Origin of the sequence: Chryseobacterium sp. MYb7 (assembly GCF_002979455.1) — a bacterium.
Lineage (GTDB): Bacteria > Bacteroidota > Bacteroidia > Flavobacteriales > Weeksellaceae > Chryseobacterium.
In genome coordinates this window covers 97,724-114,765 of sequence record NZ_PCOU01000017.1, presented here as the reverse complement: position 1 = coordinate 114,765, position 17,042 = coordinate 97,724, and the positions used below count along the sequence as shown (strand labels likewise).

The 17,042-nt window shown below is 33.6% G+C and carries 18 protein-coding genes; 16 read left to right on the top strand and 2 right to left on the bottom strand.

Features of this window, described 5'->3' with window-relative positions; all coding sequences use genetic code 11:
• Window positions 1-157 precede the first annotated feature (157 nt).
• The 11 genes from CQ046_RS14540 (at window position 158) to CQ046_RS14485 (ending at window position 11,375) form a co-directional block, all read left to right on the top strand.
• Window positions 158-1,573: a hypothetical protein gene (locus CQ046_RS14540; RefSeq protein WP_123906629.1), complete on the top strand. Its 1,416-nt coding sequence runs from the start codon at window positions 158-160 to the stop codon at window positions 1,571-1,573.
• Between the two features lie 17 nt (window positions 1,574-1,590).
• Window positions 1,591-2,742, top strand: coding sequence for a hypothetical protein (locus tag CQ046_RS14535; protein WP_105702967.1), 1,152 nt, complete (start codon window positions 1,591-1,593; stop codon window positions 2,740-2,742).
• A gap of 46 nt (window positions 2,743-2,788) precedes the next feature.
• Entirely contained in the window at window positions 2,789-3,694 is a 906-nt protein-coding gene (locus CQ046_RS14530; protein ID WP_165790528.1) for a hypothetical protein, read from the top strand.
• 617 nt (window positions 3,695-4,311) lie between these two features.
• Window positions 4,312-4,623: an XAC2610-related protein gene (locus CQ046_RS14520; RefSeq protein WP_105702964.1), complete on the top strand. Its 312-nt coding sequence runs from the start codon at window positions 4,312-4,314 to the stop codon at window positions 4,621-4,623.
• Between the two features lie 295 nt (window positions 4,624-4,918).
• The gene (gene mutY / locus CQ046_RS14515; RefSeq protein ID WP_105702963.1) at window positions 4,919-5,953 is read left to right on the top strand and encodes an A/G-specific adenine glycosylase; all 1,035 of its coding nucleotides are present in this window, start codon (window positions 4,919-4,921) and stop codon (window positions 5,951-5,953) included.
• Between the two features lie 44 nt (window positions 5,954-5,997).
• Entirely contained in the window at window positions 5,998-6,555 is a 558-nt protein-coding gene (gene gldD, locus CQ046_RS14510; protein ID WP_105702962.1) for a gliding motility lipoprotein GldD, read from the top strand.
• A gap of 27 nt (window positions 6,556-6,582) precedes the next feature.
• On the top strand, window positions 6,583-7,506 hold the full coding sequence (locus CQ046_RS14505) for a PfkB family carbohydrate kinase (RefSeq protein ID WP_105702961.1): 924 nt from the start codon (window positions 6,583-6,585) through the stop codon (window positions 7,504-7,506).
• An 86-nt stretch (window positions 7,507-7,592) separates the two neighbouring features.
• A complete protein-coding gene (locus tag CQ046_RS14500; protein WP_105702960.1) occupies window positions 7,593-8,960 on the top strand; it encodes a peptidylprolyl isomerase in 1,368 nt (455 codons plus the stop codon).
• A 63-nt stretch (window positions 8,961-9,023) separates the two neighbouring features.
• Window positions 9,024-9,521: a hypothetical protein gene (locus CQ046_RS14495; protein WP_105702959.1), complete on the top strand. Its 498-nt coding sequence runs from the start codon at window positions 9,024-9,026 to the stop codon at window positions 9,519-9,521.
• 72 nt (window positions 9,522-9,593) lie between these two features.
• Entirely contained in the window at window positions 9,594-10,583 is a 990-nt protein-coding gene (locus CQ046_RS14490; protein ID WP_228406960.1) for an NAD(P)H-dependent flavin oxidoreductase, read from the top strand.
• A 15-nt stretch (window positions 10,584-10,598) separates the two neighbouring features.
• Window positions 10,599-11,375 (top strand): alpha/beta fold hydrolase, encoded by a 777-nt coding sequence (locus CQ046_RS14485; protein WP_105702958.1) that lies wholly within the window; start codon window positions 10,599-10,601, stop codon window positions 11,373-11,375.
• 83 nt (window positions 11,376-11,458) lie between these two features.
• Here the strand turns inward: CQ046_RS14485 and CQ046_RS14480 are convergent, their stop codons facing one another.
• Together CQ046_RS14480 and CQ046_RS14475 are read right to left on the bottom strand one after the other, a co-directional pair.
• Window positions 11,459-12,076, bottom strand: coding sequence for a hypothetical protein (locus CQ046_RS14480; protein ID WP_105702957.1), 618 nt, complete (start codon window positions 12,074-12,076; stop codon window positions 11,459-11,461).
• Window positions 12,077-12,104: 28 nt separating this feature from the next.
• On the bottom strand, window positions 12,105-12,404 hold the full coding sequence (locus CQ046_RS14475; RefSeq protein WP_105702956.1) for a rhodanese-like domain-containing protein: 300 nt from the start codon (window positions 12,402-12,404) through the stop codon (window positions 12,105-12,107).
• 164 nt (window positions 12,405-12,568) lie between these two features.
• Between CQ046_RS14475 and queG the strand changes: the two genes are divergently transcribed.
• From queG to CQ046_RS14450, 5 genes are all read left to right on the top strand, one after another.
• Window positions 12,569-13,507, top strand: a complete 939-nt coding sequence (gene queG / locus CQ046_RS14470) for a tRNA epoxyqueuosine(34) reductase QueG (protein WP_105702955.1) — start codon at window positions 12,569-12,571, stop codon at window positions 13,505-13,507.
• A 360-nt stretch (window positions 13,508-13,867) separates the two neighbouring features.
• Window positions 13,868-14,551 (top strand): TIGR02117 family protein, encoded by a 684-nt coding sequence (locus CQ046_RS14465; protein ID WP_105702954.1) that lies wholly within the window; start codon window positions 13,868-13,870, stop codon window positions 14,549-14,551.
• Window positions 14,552-14,554: 3 nt separating this feature from the next.
• Window positions 14,555-15,202, top strand: a complete 648-nt coding sequence (locus CQ046_RS14460; protein WP_105702953.1) for a murein L,D-transpeptidase catalytic domain-containing protein — start codon at window positions 14,555-14,557, stop codon at window positions 15,200-15,202.
• A 39-nt stretch (window positions 15,203-15,241) separates the two neighbouring features.
• Window positions 15,242-15,694 carry an SRPBCC family protein gene (locus CQ046_RS14455; RefSeq protein WP_105702952.1) on the top strand — a complete coding sequence of 151 codons (453 nt, stop codon included), beginning with the start codon at window positions 15,242-15,244 and terminating at the stop codon, window positions 15,692-15,694.
• An 872-nt stretch (window positions 15,695-16,566) separates the two neighbouring features.
• Window positions 16,567-17,040 (top strand): hypothetical protein, encoded by a 474-nt coding sequence (locus CQ046_RS14450; protein WP_228406959.1) that lies wholly within the window; start codon window positions 16,567-16,569, stop codon window positions 17,038-17,040.
• The last annotated feature ends 2 nt before the right edge of the window (window positions 17,041-17,042 follow it).

Here is a 17,042-nt window from a genome sequence, read left to right as displayed (position 1 = left end):
AGAACTATCCGCAGAATCTCAGAAATTCGGGGTAAATTCGGAGGGCTTGATGGAAGTGGAGAAGGTGAAGAGTGCGGTGGGGGTGCAGAAAACACAAGCCCCAAAGCCGGAAACTGGAAAATGTCCGAATTGCGATAAAGATATTACATTAGATCAGATGAAAAAAATATTCCCTGACTGTAAAGATGAAACTAAACTTAAATCAGTCATGGAAGCATATAATAAGTATATGTCAAAATTTCAAATGAATACATGTTGGAATAAAGCTCACTTTTTTGCACAAACTAGGATAGAAGCAGGAACATCTTTACACATTAAAGATGAAGGATTGAATTATTCTGTCAAGAGATTAATTGAAGGTGATAGATATAAGGGTAAAAATTGGGTTAAGGGTGATCCTATCGAAAAAACAGGAGGTTATTATCTGGATGGAGAATTTAAGAGTCGACCTTTTTCATATTTTGACACTCATAAAGAAGATGCGAATAAATATGGTCGAAAAGACTTAAATAAAGCTAATGATAATGGTATACAAAAAGCTAATCAGGAAATGATAGCAAATTTAGTATATGATGATAAAAATCGTCCTGCTAAAGCAAAATTAGGAAATACAAAGCACGGGGATGGCTGGAGATATCGGGGAAGGGGATTCATTCAACTAACAGGTAGAAATAATTATACGGCAGCTAGTAAATACACTGAAAAATATGCTAATATTGAAATTATATCTGATGAAGGAGCTAATAAAGTTGGTACTAGCGCAGAGGTTGCAATGCTAGCTTGTATGGGATACTGGGTTACGGATGAAAGAACTATTCAGAAAAAAGCTAACGGAGAAAAAAATGTAAATTTAATTTCGAAATTAATCGGAACAGATGTAGATTGGAAAGGAAAGAAAAAATCATTCGATGAAATAACATCTATTTTATTTAAAGTAAATGAATGTATATATGGAAAGAAAAATAATGACACAGAAAAAGGAGATAAAAATCAATATGATATTAATGTAGATACTTTTGAAGTTAAAAAAATAACCACAAAATCTGATAGTAATGATTATGAATATAATATTTACAAATCAGGGCAAAAAATCAAAACCTATACTATTCAAAAAAATAGTCATAATCTTTTACCTTTTCCTGAAACAGGGCCTAATTGGGGTAGATTTGGGACAAGAGATAAAGCAGGAGATAATTGGGTAAATGAAAAAGTTTGTGCTGCATTATTAGGTTTCTTTTACTCTTTGCCACTAAATAAGTATTCAAAAGCATTATATTTTAATGATATTTCGGCTAACGATGGAAGAAATATTGGACATGCTGGCCATAACATAGCTGGAAATGACGTTGATATTAGATATCCTGGTAGCACAAATGGCGTACAAACACTTTGGAGGGATGCTATGAAAACATACAAAAATGAAGAGGCATTCATAAAAGAGTTGGAAAACATATTAGACGTAGCTGTCAAATGGAAATTTATAAAAAACTATGCATATAAAAAGGAAATAAAGAATACAACTGGAAAAGCGACCAGTGTTCATCAAGATCATTTTCATATTGGGTATAGATAATTTAGTAATAATAAAACATGAAAAAATTTGTAATAATTTTCTTTTCAGCAACAAGTCTTATTTGCTGTCAAAATAAAGAGAAAAACAAAACAGCCGAAAATATAAATAAAGATATAGATTTAATAAAAAAACATATGAAGCTTCAAGAAAAAATTGAGCTTTCTGAAAATGATACAAATACATTAAATCAGTATAAGCTAACAGATAAAGACCTAGAATTAGGTGGAGAATTAACTCTGCAAGGATTGAAAGAAAATGGCTATCAAGTCCCTGAAAACAGTTCTTTTTCAAAGCAAATTAAAGATGTTTTTGAAACCCAGGAAGATTGTTCGTGTACCTCAATAAAGGAGCATCAAAATTTCACTACCTATTTTGTCAATCCATCACAGGAACAAAATATTAAACAAACAGAATTTGATTATACTTATGACCATATATATGTTTATTCAAATCTTAAAATTTTATCTGATCTACCTCTTTTAAATGATATTGCGGAAATAAAAAATAATAATTTAAAAATAAATTTAAATCAAAATATTATTGCTAGAAACAAATATTTATTTAATAATAGTAAAGGAGACTTAGCTTGGTTATTAATTCATGATAAAGATTTCTTAAAAACATTACTTATAAATTTTGGTTTTGATAAAGAAGAAAAAATAAATGAAATAATTCTAAATGATTTATTTCAGGAATATTCCAAAGAAACACCGGAATCTTCTCAAAAAATAGGAAATATTTTATTTGTAAAAAATTGTGAAGGAAAACTAAGCATTAGAAAAAATTTACTTAAGTATATAGAAAAAAATACATCTAAAAATAATGATAAATACATCTCTGCTTTATCAAATTATGTAATTGATATACTTTATAATGATAGTATAAAATCTCCATTTTCACCTGATGAGAAGGCTGAGATTATAGCAAATATCTCCAATATAGAGATCCCTGCATTCAATCAATACAAAGGATTAAGCACAGATTCTTGGAATTCACAAGCTACTACCCTATTCTATCTTCAAAATAAAAACACTATGAATCACCCTGAAGTACTAGAGATTTTAAAAAAACACAACTATTTTGGTTATCCATTTTTAAAAAAATATATTGAAAGTGGTGATCTACAAAACGAGAGCACAACTCCGCCTCAAGATGATGATTATCAATAATATTATTTAAATTATTAATAGGTAATTTGTACTAGCAAACCAAATGATGAAAAGCTTTTTAATTCCAATATTGCTATTTTCCCTTAGTTGTAAAGAAAATAATACAAAAGCCATTAATGGTGATAAAATAAATTTAAAAGATTCAATGATAAAAGTATCTGATAAAAATTTTATTGATATATCAGGTAAATGGAAATATGTTAAAAAGGATCAAAATTCAACTGTTCCTGAAGAAATGTTTACATTAAATATAATTCAAACCGATAATAATATAAAAGCTCAATATTGCGCAATTGCAAATAGTGGTGGAAAAATAGATTGTGAAAATGACATAGAATATAATGTTAAAGGAACTGTAAATAGAGGAAAAATTATTGTTGATTTTTATAGTTTTTTCAGTAGTCAAAATGATAAGGGAAAAGCAGAAATTATAATTAATAATGACGGTACTTTAAAATGGAAAATTATTAAGTCTCCACAAGGACAATTTTATAGTCCTGATGAATGTATATTGCAAAGAGAAAGTAAGACAGAAAACGCGCAGACAAATTCAGCATCAAAACAACTACTACCATTTGATTATAAAGATATTGGGACTAAAATCCAATTAGAGGCAAAATCTGAAAAAAATATTGAGATATTATTTAAACAAAAATATCAGTTAGGTATAGATGCTATGACCAAACTTCCATCGAACGGTAACTATGACTTATATATCATAAGTAATATTAGTGGAGATAGTGAATTAATGTATCTAATTACAACAAAAAATGGCAAATTAATAGATGGCTTGGAAATAAGTAATAGCAATGGAGTTAGTGAAGAAGTTAAGGTCTTTTCTATTAATGAAAACTATGAAGTTTCTATTTATTCCGAAAAAAATAGCACTAAAAAATTAACAGAATTGTATCTTTTAAATGATAAGGGTGTTTTCAATAAAAAAACTAATTAGAATACTTCTGAGAGCAAATGATGAAAAACTTTCCAACATTACTACTTTTTATATTCTTCTTTTTCAATTGTAAAAGGGAAAACAAAGTTTTTAGCAGTGCTACTGCAAATAATAAAAGAAAGCTCCCTGAAGTGTGGCGCTGGAAGTCAGAAGACAAAAGTCAAGAGTTCACGTTGAAAATTCTGAAAATAACAAGACTCATTATTCGCACAATATTGTGCAGTATACAACAATGGGCAAAAACTTGACTGTGATTTCGAAGAAAACATTAATATAAATGCAGCTTTTAACAAGATCCAAGAAGCATATATTGGTAATTTTTAGAGTTTTTTTTCAATTCAGGAAAAGGAACATGTTTTATAAAAATATAAACCCAATCTTTTTATAATAGAAAAAAAATAGCAAGTATTGAAAATAAAACCTGTCAGCCAGACGCTAAATCATGCGAGTTCAAAAACCTATCAAATAAATATAAATTTATTTTAGAAGCCGAAGAATATAAAAATGAGAAGGAACAAAAATATTCAACTTCAGCGTGGATTATTGTAAAAAATAAAAAGAATGGTAAATCACAGGAGATTCATTATGAACCAAATTCATGGACATCTTATCAAGATTTGCCGTGTACCAACTTTTTTGTAAAAGATTTTAATTTTGACGGTTTAGAAGATTTTGCAATTGTTTGGGATCAGGGGGGCGTCGAAAAGTTATATGAATATTATCTTCAAGATAAAAACGGAAATTTTTCTGCTGTAGCATCTTTCCCTTTACAGCATGGAATTTTAGCAGAAAATATTGATTTAGTAAACAAAATAATTACAACACAAAGTATTATAGGATGTTGTCATGTTAATATAAATAAATATAAACTTAATTCTAATACTACTTGGGATATTTCTTCGGAACAGCAGGAACTAAAGAAAAAATAATTTATAATATATGAAATATGATTAGAAACTGATCAAATTCTTTTTGACTTTATGATTATTTATATTTTTCTATATTCAAGGAAGTAGGGAGAGATAAAAGCAAAAAAATATATAATAAAGGATTCACGGTCAGGACATTTTCTCCATAAATCTATTTTTTATGAAATAGGGGCAAAAATCTGTTTCCAAAATCAAAACAGGTAAAAAAATAAAATAAACCTATCTTTGCACATTGAAACAATGTTCAGGATGAAGAGAAAATCATCTCTTCAATGATTTAAAACAAGATTGGTTTTTGGAAAAAAATAAAACAGCCTCAGATTTTCTGCATATTGGCAGCAAAATCCTTGAGTGGTATAAAAATAATGCAAGAGATCTGCCTTTCAGACAGACCAAAGATCCGTACAAAATCTGGATCTGTGAAATCGTATTTCAGCAGACGAGAATCAATCAGGGATTAAATCATTATAATAATTTCATTAAAAGATTCCCTGATGTAAAAACGTTGGCAGAAGCTGAAGAAAATGAAGTTTTGCTTTATTGGAAAGGTTTGGGCTATTATTCAAGAGCCATCAATATTCATAAAGCTGCTCAACAGATCATGAACGATTATCTGGGTGTCTTTCCTGACCAATACGAAGAAATTCTAAAATTAAAAGGAGTTGGGAAGTATACTGCTGCAGCGGTGTCAAGTATCTGTTTTGGTGGAAGAATGCCTGCTGTTGACGGTAATTTCTACCGTGTTTTGAGCCGTCTTTTTGCTGATGACTTTGATATTTCGAACTCAAAAGCTTTTGCCTATTTCTCTGAGCTGGCTGCTTTGGTCATGCCGGAAAATGTTGGGGATTTTAATCAGGCGATGATGGATATTGGTTCAGAGATCTGTAAACCAAAAAATCCACTGTGTGGAAAATGTCCTCTGAATAAAGATTGTTTGGCATTTTCCACTCAAAAAGTCTCCGCTTATCCCATAAAAACAAAAAAAGTAAAAGCAGAAGATCTGGCTCTGACCTATTATTTTGTTCACAGAAACAGACAATTTTTGATCCGTCAGAGAGCAGATGACTTCATCTGGAAAAAATTATTTGAATTTCCTGATACCATTTCTTCAGATATGGAAACCTTTATTACAGGTTCAAAAACAGTTAATCATAAACTGACCCACAAGAACTTAAGTATTGAAATATTGAATGTTGAGGTCAATTCTGAGAAGATCTGGAATGATTTTATCACTGAAAATCAGTACGAGATTACAGATGTTGAGGGTTCTCATGAAAAATCGTTTCCCAAGCCTCTGGAAAATTACATTCAAAACTCTCTGAAAGACTGAAATTTGTCTTCCGAAATCTGAAATCTAATTTGTACTTTTGCAAAATGATTAAAAAAGTCATTTTTATTTTTGTATCACTGCTTTTAATTTCATGTGGAAAAGACCCTTCACCAAAACCTTATGGAGAACTGCGTCTTGAATATCCTGCACCGAAATACCAAAAGTTTGAAAACGATTGTGCCTATACCTTCGAATATTCGGAATTTGCATCAATAGCACCAGCAAAAAAGCCTTGCTGGTTCTATCTGAATTATCCTAAAATGAAGGCAAAGCTTTTCGTTACCTATTACCCTATACAAAACGACTTTGCAGATCACATCAAGGAAGCAGAAAAAATGGTATACGAACATACCATTAAAGCCAGCTCCATAGATACAAAATCCTTCGAATACCCTGAAAAGAAAGTATACGGGAACTTCTATGAGCTGAAAGGGCAGAGTGCTTCCAATCTTCAGTTTTACATTACAGACAGTACGAAACACTTCGTTACTGCTTACTTATACTTTAATACGAGACCGAAACCGGATTCTCTTGCCCCTGCAGTGAACTATATCAAAAATGATATGAAGCATCTGCTGGACACTTTTGAATGGAAAAAATAATTACTTTTAATATACATTGAAAAATATATGAAACTTTTAGTTGTAGGAAGTGTTGCATTTGATGCAATTGAAACACCATTTGGTAAAACGGACAAAATTTTAGGAGGTGCAGCCACTTATATCGGAATCACTTCATCAATTTTAGGCGTTAAATCCGGAATTGTTTCTGTAGTAGGAGGAGACTTTCCACAAGAACATCTTGATATGTTCACCAACAGAGATGTAAATATCGAAGGAATTGAAATCGTAAAAGAAGGAAAAACGTTCTTCTGGTCTGGAAAATACCATAATGACCTGAACACAAGAGATACTTTGGCTACAGAAGTAAATGTACTGGAGAATTTTGATCCGAAAATCCCGGATTCAATGCAGGATGCCGAAATTTTATTACTTGGAAACCTACATCCTGGAGTTCAGTTATCAGTCCTTGAAAAAATGAACAACCGTCCTAAACTGGTTATCCTTGATACCATGAATTTCTGGATGGATTCTGCATGGGATATCTTAATGGATATGATTGCTAAAACAGACGTTATTACCATCAATGATGAAGAAGCAAGACAGCTTTCAGGAGAATATTCTTTAGTAAAAGCTGCTAAGAAGATTCACACAATGGGTCCTGATTACGTAATCATCAAAAAAGGAGAACACGGAGCTTTACTTTTCCATGATAATAAAGTATTTGCTATTCCTGCACTTCCGTTGGAAGATGTTTTTGATCCAACAGGAGCTGGTGATACATTTGCAGGAGGATTTGCTGCATACCTTGCTAAAAAAGAGAAAATTGATTTCGAAACAATGAAATCTGCTCTTATCGTAGGATCTGCAATGGCTTCTTTCACCGTAGAAAAATTCGGAACAGAAAGAATAGAAGAAGTAAGCGAAGCAGATATGTTCAGCAGATTGAGACAATTCAAAGAATTGACCACTTTTGATATTGAACTGCAGTAAATAAGTCTTTTTAAGAAATATTTATAATAAAAAATTGAGTGAAATTCGTTAAGAATTCTAAATTTGCAACTTGTTAAAATAGTAAAATGACAAATAAACTAAAAATCACTTTTCTCCTTGGGATTTTCATCATGATATTCTCTTCAAATATGATGAATGCCCAGCTAAAACAAGGAGATTTGGTGGATGGTATTGCAGCTGTTATCGGGAATGAGATTGTTTTGGAATCTGATGTAAACGAGCAGATGAATTATGGAAAACAACAGGGAGCTGCAAATACAGACAAATGTGAGTTCCTGGAAAATCTTATCAGCAACAAGCTTCTTGTATACGAAGCAAAAAAAGATACCTTAATTGAAAACCGTTCTGCAGCAATCAAAGAACAGGCTAATGCAAAATATCGTCAGATGCTTTCTCAATTTCCGGATGAAAAGACAATGCTTGCAGCCTACAAATTCAGAAATGCGTATGAATTGAAAAATGCTATTGAAAAAATAGATACAGACGACTATTATGGGAAGTCAAAATACGGTATAGTTACTGCTAAAGCAGACGTAACTCCAAATGAGGTAACTGATTTTTATAATATGTATAAAACTCAGCTGCCACAGGTAAAAGACGAAGTTACCCTGGCTCAGATTATGATCTATCCTACATTAACGGAAGCTCATAAACAAGATCTGATCAACAGGTTGAAAAAAATCAAGAAAGATATTGAAGGAGGTGAAACTTTTGAAAGCCAGGCAAGAATTTATTCTGAAGATGAAGGGTCTGCTGCCAACGGAGGTTTATATAAGAATATCAACAAAGGACAGATGGTTAAGCCATTCGAAGCCGCTGCGCTGAACCTTCAGGAAAATGAAATTTCAGATCCTATCGAATCTGAATTCGGATTCCATATTATTCAATTGCTGAAAAGATCAGGTAAAGTATATGACGCAAGACACATCCTGTTGAAAGCTACCCCTACTGATGAAGAGATCAAAACTGCCAAAGCAAAATTAGACAGTATCAGAGGGCTTATCATGGATGGAAAGATCACATTTAAAGATGCTGCTTTTAAATTTTCAGATGACAAAAGAACAAAATTCAACGCAGGAGTAATTCCTGGTGCTGATGGTTCTGATAAAATTGAAAGAGAAAGTATTCCGGGAACAATCAGCTACGAATTAGCAGGATTGAACAAAGGAGACATCACTACCGCTTTCGAAGATGAAGAAAACAAAAGAAAGCAGATCAAGATCATTAAAATTGAAGAGGTGATTCCTTCTCACCAGATTACACTGGAAACAGATTTCAGTAGAATGAAGCAGATGGCACTGAACAAAAAGAAAAGTGAGATGCTTGAAAAGTTTGTCAATTCTAAGTTGCCAACCACTTTTATTTCAATCGACAAACGTTACGGGAGTTGTAACTTTAAGTCGAACTGGAACAAACAATCCATGGCAAAATAATAAAAAAAACCTTCAGAACTTCTGAAGGTTTTTTTTATTGATATATTTACAAAAACTGAGCATATGGATTATACTCTTTACCTTGAAAAATTTCATCTTGCTGCATCTGAAATTCCTGAAGAAACACTTAGTAAATACAGACTGAAATTATCTGTTGGTACCATTTTAGAATCTGTAGCACTTAAAGTTTATAAACCGGAATGGTCCGGAGATCTTTTGTCGCCTTTAGATGCCGAGGGACGAATTTTCTTTTCGGTTTGGGTAAATGATGAGACGATCCGGGAAAATAAGATCTATTATAACATTCATGCCCTTAAACTAAGAGCTTTGAAAGACTATAAAATACCCGCCAGAGATTTTGCTCAAAATTTCAGGAAAGAGTTTTTATTATACCAGAAAGACTGGCCTAATGTAAGTGTAGATTATGGCCCACTGACATTGATGCAGGGCTGGATAGAATTAAACATTGATGATATAGAAAAGAACATTCATGAACTTGCTCAAAAATTTTTCAAAATAAGTTTTATAATCGACAGCATTTTAGAGCGGTACAAAAAATAATAATGTGAGGTTTTCTGTATATTTTTTAATCATGAAAGGCTCTGGAAATCGTTGTTTTTATTATTTTTACACATGAGCAATTTTATAGATTTTAACGCTGCAAAAAAACTTCATGACATGGAGGCAACCCAAAATAGAATTTCACATCTTTTTAATATTAAATATCCAATTATCCAGGCAGGTATGATCTGGCACTCAGGATGGAGACTTGCTTCTGCTGTTTCCAACTGTGGTGGATTGGGGATCATAGGAGCAGGAAGTATGTATCCTGACATTTTGAGAGAAAATATCCGGAAATGTAAACTGGCAACTGATAAACCGTTTGGTGTAAATGTACCGATGTTGTATCCTAATATTGAGGAAATCATTCAGATCATTCTTGAAGAAGGAGTGAAAATTGTATTTACATCAGCAGGTAATCCAAAAACCTATACGGAAACCCTTCAGAAAGAAGGAATAAAAGTAGCTCACGTGGTTTCGTCTACCAAATTTGCTGTGAAATGCGAAGATGCAGGAGTAGATGCCATCGTTGCGGAAGGCTTCGAAGCAGGAGGTCATAACGGAAGAGATGAAACAACCACCTTCTGCCTTATTCCGAATGTAAAAAAACATATTTCTAAACCCTTAATTGCTGCAGGTGGAATTGCCTTAGGCTCACAGATGAAAGCCGCAATGATTCTTGGGGCAGACGGTGTACAGATTGGTTCCCGTTTTGCAGCTACTACAGAAGCAAGTGCCCATGAAAACTGGAAAAAGAAAATCACAGAATTACAGGAAGGCGATACCCATCTTACTTTGAAAGAACTGGCACCTGTAAGAATGGTTAAAAATAAATTTTTCAATGAGCTGGAAGATATTTATGTGACCGGAAGAGATAAAGAACCTTTGATTGCCTCTTTAGGAAGAGCTAGAGCAAAACGTGGAATGTTTGAAGGTGATATGGAAGATGGAGAGCTGGAGATAGGCCAGGTTTCTGCTTTAATTGATGAAATTCTTCCCGTAGAAACTGTTTTTAGCCACCTTTTAAAAGAATTCGAAGAAACAAAAATGCCCACTTTTTAAATATATTTTTATTCAATGGAAGGAAGAATAATTGATGTAAAGGGAAATAAATTATATATAGAACACCATACCCCGTTTGGGGGCAGACCAACCATTGTTTTTCTGCACGATTCACTCGGTTCAGTACAACTTTGGAGAGATTTTCCTGCTAAGCTGTCTGAAGTTACAGGATGCAATGTTTTGGTGTATGACAGGTTAGGATATGGAAAATCTTACCCTATGCTTACCCATGAAAGACCAGTAAATTACATGGAGCTGGAAGCAGATCTTTTGAATGAACTCTTGCTTGAAATTGAACCTGATATTGAGGATGTTATTTTATTTGGACATAGTGATGGAGGAACAATCGCCCTGATGATGGCAGCTGTTTATCCGGAATGGGTGAGAGCCGTTATTTGTGAAGCTGGACATATTTTTGTGGAAGACGTAACGTTGAAAGGAGTTTATGACGCATGGGATGCTTATAAAACTACTAATCTTCCGGAACGTTTACAGAAGTACCATGGGGATAAAGTAGAAATGCTTTTCAGAGCCTGGACGGAAACCTGGACGCGGGATGACTACAGAACCTGGAATATTGAACACCTTTTGAAACATATTACAGCTCCATTGTTATTTATTCAGGGAGAATCCGATGAATATGGAACATTAGACCAGGTCGAAAAAACAGTGACCCAAGTGAGCGGAAGTGCTGAAAAATATATCATTCCCGGAATAGGGCATACTCCTCATAAAGAAGCTCCAGAGCTTGTATTGAAGAAAGTAGCAGAATTTATCAGTAAATTTTTTTAATATAGAATGAGCGGTAACAATATTTATAAGACATCTTGCAATCAGGATGCCTTTATTTATAGGAAAGATGAGTGAATTTACATTTAAAGTAGCCTAAGCTCAGCGGCAATATTTTCCTTTGCCTGAGCTTCATATTTTCCCTTAAAATACTCTGTTTTAAAGATACTTTCAAGCTCCAGAAAATGCTTAAGCACTTTTTTTCTTCCCGGTTTATAGAGGAAGTCAGGATAAATAGAGTATTCTTTTCTGATATTCTGTGTGTATTCCAGATAGGTTTCAAAATCTTTCCCCAGTACAGAAAGATCAGCATCCAGGATATAATTAGTGTCTTGCTGATCAGAACGCTGATGAAATTTTGTAGCCAAAATCTGTGCAGAGATTATTGAAATTGTATCTTGATGAATATGAAGTTCTGCAAGCCTTTTTACCGCCTTAGCAGCACTTTTTTCTTCATTAGCTTTGGAAGTTGCATCATAGATCACATCATGATAGAATACAGAAAAAGAAAGAGCAGTAAAATCTGAGATATTTATTCTCACTTCTTCAAGCTCCCGGAACATATTTTCAAGATGGAGAAGGTTATGATAATGTCTGCCATTTTCAGAATATTTGGTTTCAATCTCCTTCCAAAGATTGGCGATTAATTGCCCATCTTCTGTAAAAGGAGAACAGAGCTCTTCAAATTGACTTTTCAGATTCATAGAAATAAGGGTATAAAAAAAGGAACTTTTAAAAAGTTCCCTGATTTGCTTCCAGAACAGCCTTCAGATCAGCCCATCCGCCGCCGTTATAACCGTCCTTTAATCCTTGAGCAGTAAGATAATCCAATGCTTTTCCGCTTCTGTTTCCACTTCTGCAGAATAAGATTACCGGTTTTTCAATAGATAGAATTTCATCCTGTCTATCTTCTACTTCACCTAGAGGAATATTCTTAGCACCATCTATATTACCGTCCATTTCAAGCTCCATTGGCTCGCGAACGTCAATTAATTCATAGTTTCCGGATTGTATTACTTCTATTAAAGACATAGTTGTAGAGTTTAAATATTAAATTAGAAACGAAATTACGTAATTTTTTTTTGAAAAAAATCCTAATGAAAACATAATTTTTCAGAAAAGAAACCTGTTGTGGTATGAAGTTCCTCCAAAAACAGAAGATTGGTAAAATAATCTTAATTTTGCAGTGTGAAATTATGAATGCAGGCGCTGAAAAATATTCCCAACTGATAAAATCCAAGGCAAAAAGTTTTGGGTTCCAGAATTGTGGAATTTCCAAGGCTGATTTTCTGGAAGAAGAAGCACCCCGTCTTGAAAAATGGTTGAAGAACAACTATAACGGCGAAATGAAATACATGGAAAATCATTTTGACAAAAGACTTGATCCACGGCTTTTGGTGGAAGGCTCCAAATCTGTCATTTCACTTTCCTACAACTACTTTCCTGAAGAAAAAATTTCAATATTAGAGAATTATAAAATCTCAAAATATGCTTATGCAGAAGACTATCACGAAGTTATCAAAGAAATACTCCGTGAAATGGTTGTCGAATTGCAGGAAGAAATAGGAGAGTTCGGATTCCGGGTTTTTGTAGATTCTGCACCGGTTTTAGAAAGAGCCTGGGCTAAAAAATCAGGAATAGGCTGGGTTGGGAAAAACGCCAATCTTATTACCAAACAAAGCGGTTCTTTTTATTTTCTGGCCGAAATTATCTGTGATCTGGAACTTATTCCCGATCATGCCACTACAGATCACTGCGGAAGCTGCAGAAAATGTATTGATGCATGTCCTACAGATGCCATTGTTTCTGAAAAAATTATAGATGGGAGCCGCTGTATTTCTTATGCAACCATAGAATTGAAAGATGAAATTCCAGCTCATTTCAAAGATAAAATGGAAGACTGGATGTTCGGCTGTGATATCTGCCAGGATGTTTGCCCCTGGAACCGCTTCTCAGCACCTAACAAACAGAGCCGTTTCCAACCCAATGAAGCCTTGAAAAACTTCAAAAAAGGAGAATGGAAAGAACTTACACAGGAAATTTTCTCCGAAATTTTCAGAAAATCACCTGTAAAAAGAACCAAATTTGCAGGGCTCAAGAGAAATATTGAATTTTTGGAGAAGTCTTCTGACTGATTTTTCCCTAAACTTTTGGTGACAATTCCTCCTTCGGAATTTTTGATAGTTCCAAACCAGAGCGGATAGTCGACCATTCCTTAAATTTTTAGCTTTAAGGAGGTAAAGATTTACATCAATAAGTTTCTTGAAAAGCCTTTCCTATAAAGAAAAATTGATCTTCAGGAGATTAAAATCTCACCGAAAATCAACGTTTTTTTTGTATTCTTTTAGGAGCAGTTTTTACTCTTACTTTAAATCTTTTTTGGGATTTAGTATTTTTACGCATATTTGTGAATATTTCGTAACTAAATATAGCCAATTTTTCGATTAAAACAAATACTTTTACTAAAAATTAAAGATTAAATTTTAGTAAAAAACATGACTGTGAAAACTGTATTAATGTATCTCCTGAAAGTCATAGGAATTATTTTGGGAATTGTGATTATTTATGTCATCCTTGGGTTGTTGATTCCCTATATTCCCGTGTCTGCAAAAGATGATGGACAGAAGAAAGAAATTCCAATTTATATTTATACCAACGGAGTGCATACTGATATCGTAATGCCTGTGAGAAATGACCTTCAGGACTGGAGTCAGAAAATTCCTTTTAGTAATACAAAATCAAAAAAGACAGATTATCAGTACATCGGAATAGGATGGGGAGATAAAGGATTCTACCTTGATACACCTACCTGGGCAGATCTGAAATTTTCAACAGCTGTAAAGGCTGCATTCTGGCTAAGTGATTCTGCGATGCACTGTACTTATTATAATACGATGAAAGAAGGAGACGACTGTAAAATGATCATGATCAGCAGAAGCCAGTACGAAAATCTTGTAAAGTATGTAGAAGATAAATTTGACAGAGATCAGAACGGAAACTTCATGCTGATCCCAACAAATGCTGTGTACAGTGATAATGACGCTTTTTACGATGCTAAAGGTACTTACAGCTTTCTGTATACATGCAATACCTGGTCAAATAACGCGTTAAAAGCTGCAGGACAGAAAGCAGCATTTTGGACCCCTTCAGATTTCGGAATTTTTCAACACTATAAATAATACATGAAGAGGATTTATCTGTTTTTCATTATCTTTTGGATATGTTCATGTTCTCAGGAAAGAAAAACCAATACAATAAATGCAGCAGTAACACCAGTCGTTGCAGAACAACGACCGGAAGCCGATCTTTCCAAGCTCAAAATAAAAGCAGAAGAAGCGTTGAAATTCTGTGCTTCAAAGAACCTTAATAAAGATTTCTGTATTCTGATTGATATGAGTCTTCATTCAGGGGTTAACCGTTTTTTTGTCTGGGATTTTAAAAATAATAAGGTTTCAAAAAAATATCTGGTAGGGCATGGCTGTGGTTCTAATGCCTGGAGTAAAGATGACTCCAAAGCAAATCCGGGATTCAGTAATGAAGATGGAAGCCACCTTTCATCCTTAGGAAAATATAAATTGGAAGGAAGAGGCTACAGCGATTGGGGAATCAATATCAAATATCTGATGCATGGCCTTGAAGAAACCAACAGCAATGCATTAAAAAGATTTATTGTTTTCCATTCCTGGAATATGATGAGTGATACTGAAACTTTCCCGAACGGATCTCCAGAAGGATGGGGGTGTCCCACCGTTTCCAATAATGCGATGAAAGAAATTGATCCGATGATTCAGAAATCAGGAAAACCTGTACTGATGTGGATCTATAATTAAATCTTTGTCATACATTTGTTTCATACAATCTTCGGACTTATGAAACATACCCTTTTCCGTGAACAACAGCTCAATTGTGATGTAGAAACTGCATGGAAATTCTTTTCCTCGGCCAACAATCTTTCAGAAATTACTCCGAAAGACATGGGCTTTATTGTATTAACGGAAATGGAAGATGATGAAATCTATGAAGGAATGACCATCGATTATTATGTTTCCCCATTATTCCGAATTAAAATGAAGTGGCAGACCGAAATAACTCAGGTTGATTTCCAGAAAAGTTTCACCGATTTTCAGAAAAAAGGCCCGTACAAACTATGGAACCACCACCATGAATTTATTCCCAATGCCGAAGGCGTTCTGATGAGAGACACTATAGATTATGAACTTCCCATGGGGTTTCTAGGTGAAATTGCCCACGGCCTTTTTGTAAGAAAAAAACTGGAACATATTTTTGATTATCGATTCAGAGTACTCAGTAAACTGTTCTAGATATTCAATAGAAACGGACCATTATCCTGAGCCTGGATGAAGGAAGTCCTGTTTAAAAACGATAATCAAAATTCCATTGGCTTTAGCCAAAATTTTTAATGATTTTACGGTTTCCCTCACTAGGGGTTGAAAAAATATTTATATATTCGCACCTAAGATTTTAACGAAATAAAAAAGCGTAAGCTATCAGATTGGTTAAAGAAAACTGCGAATCTTCTTTGACAACCAAATTTTGATAGGCTTACGCCCATGTTCTTATATGGGCACGGGCGGAGTCTTTCTGGTTGTCGGGTTCTTCGCAGTACCTCTTTAACGGATTGACTTCTGTCGCGTGCCTTTCTTATTTTTATAATTTCAAACAAAAAAAGTATTCTTAATTATAATACGACACAGTTTGTCGCTATAAAGGGATAGCTTTGTTATTAGAAAAAAGCAAATAAAAAAACACCAATACAAATAAAAAAAATATGAAACTACTTTATTTTATTTCCCCGCATCGAGATGTAAAATACCGTGATTTTACGGATTGTTTAAAAAACAGATAGTACCTAAGTTCGCTGTCAGAAAAACAATAACAAATGAGAGAAAAGAAATTATGTTCCCTAACTTAATTTCTTGTATGCACTGTATAAGGAAATTTTTCTTATTATTTCCGTGTAGGGCTTTAAAGCCTAAGGTCTTTGTGACTATATTAAACAAATCTTGATTTTTTAATCAGGTTATATCACCATTTTTAAAAATAAACCTATATGAAAACATTCTATTTATCAGGATAACTCTATTCTGTCGTACAAAATTGTATTAATAAATCCGGTATATCCCTTACCGAGATTAAATTTATTTTAAGCCAAAAAATACAAAATTTCAAATCAATGAAAAAAAATTACTTAAGTGCAATATTTTTATGCACTACACTGAGTACATTGTGTGCCCAGCAAACAGAAGTCTACTTCAAATATGACGAATCAGGAAGCCAACGTTACAGAGGTCCTGAAAATGACCCTAAGGAAAAAACAGAAGCCCTATCAAAAGCTATTTCAAAAAAATCATCAATAGCACAGACTCCGATTATGGATGAAGAAACATTCTGGAAGCAGATTCGTTTATATCCGGTTCCGGTAAATGATGTTCTTACCATCGACTGGACAGAAGAAACAGACAAATTGATAGAATCGGTCTCCTTATATCAACACAGTACAGTCCACTGGAAATTTCAGGAGCAAAATATTCCCGAGCTTAACAGGCAGCTTAAAATCAATATGACCGGATATGATTGGGGAGTTTACATTATTCGTTTTACTCTAAAAGACGGACGAATTTTTAGTAAAAACATCACTAAAAGATAATA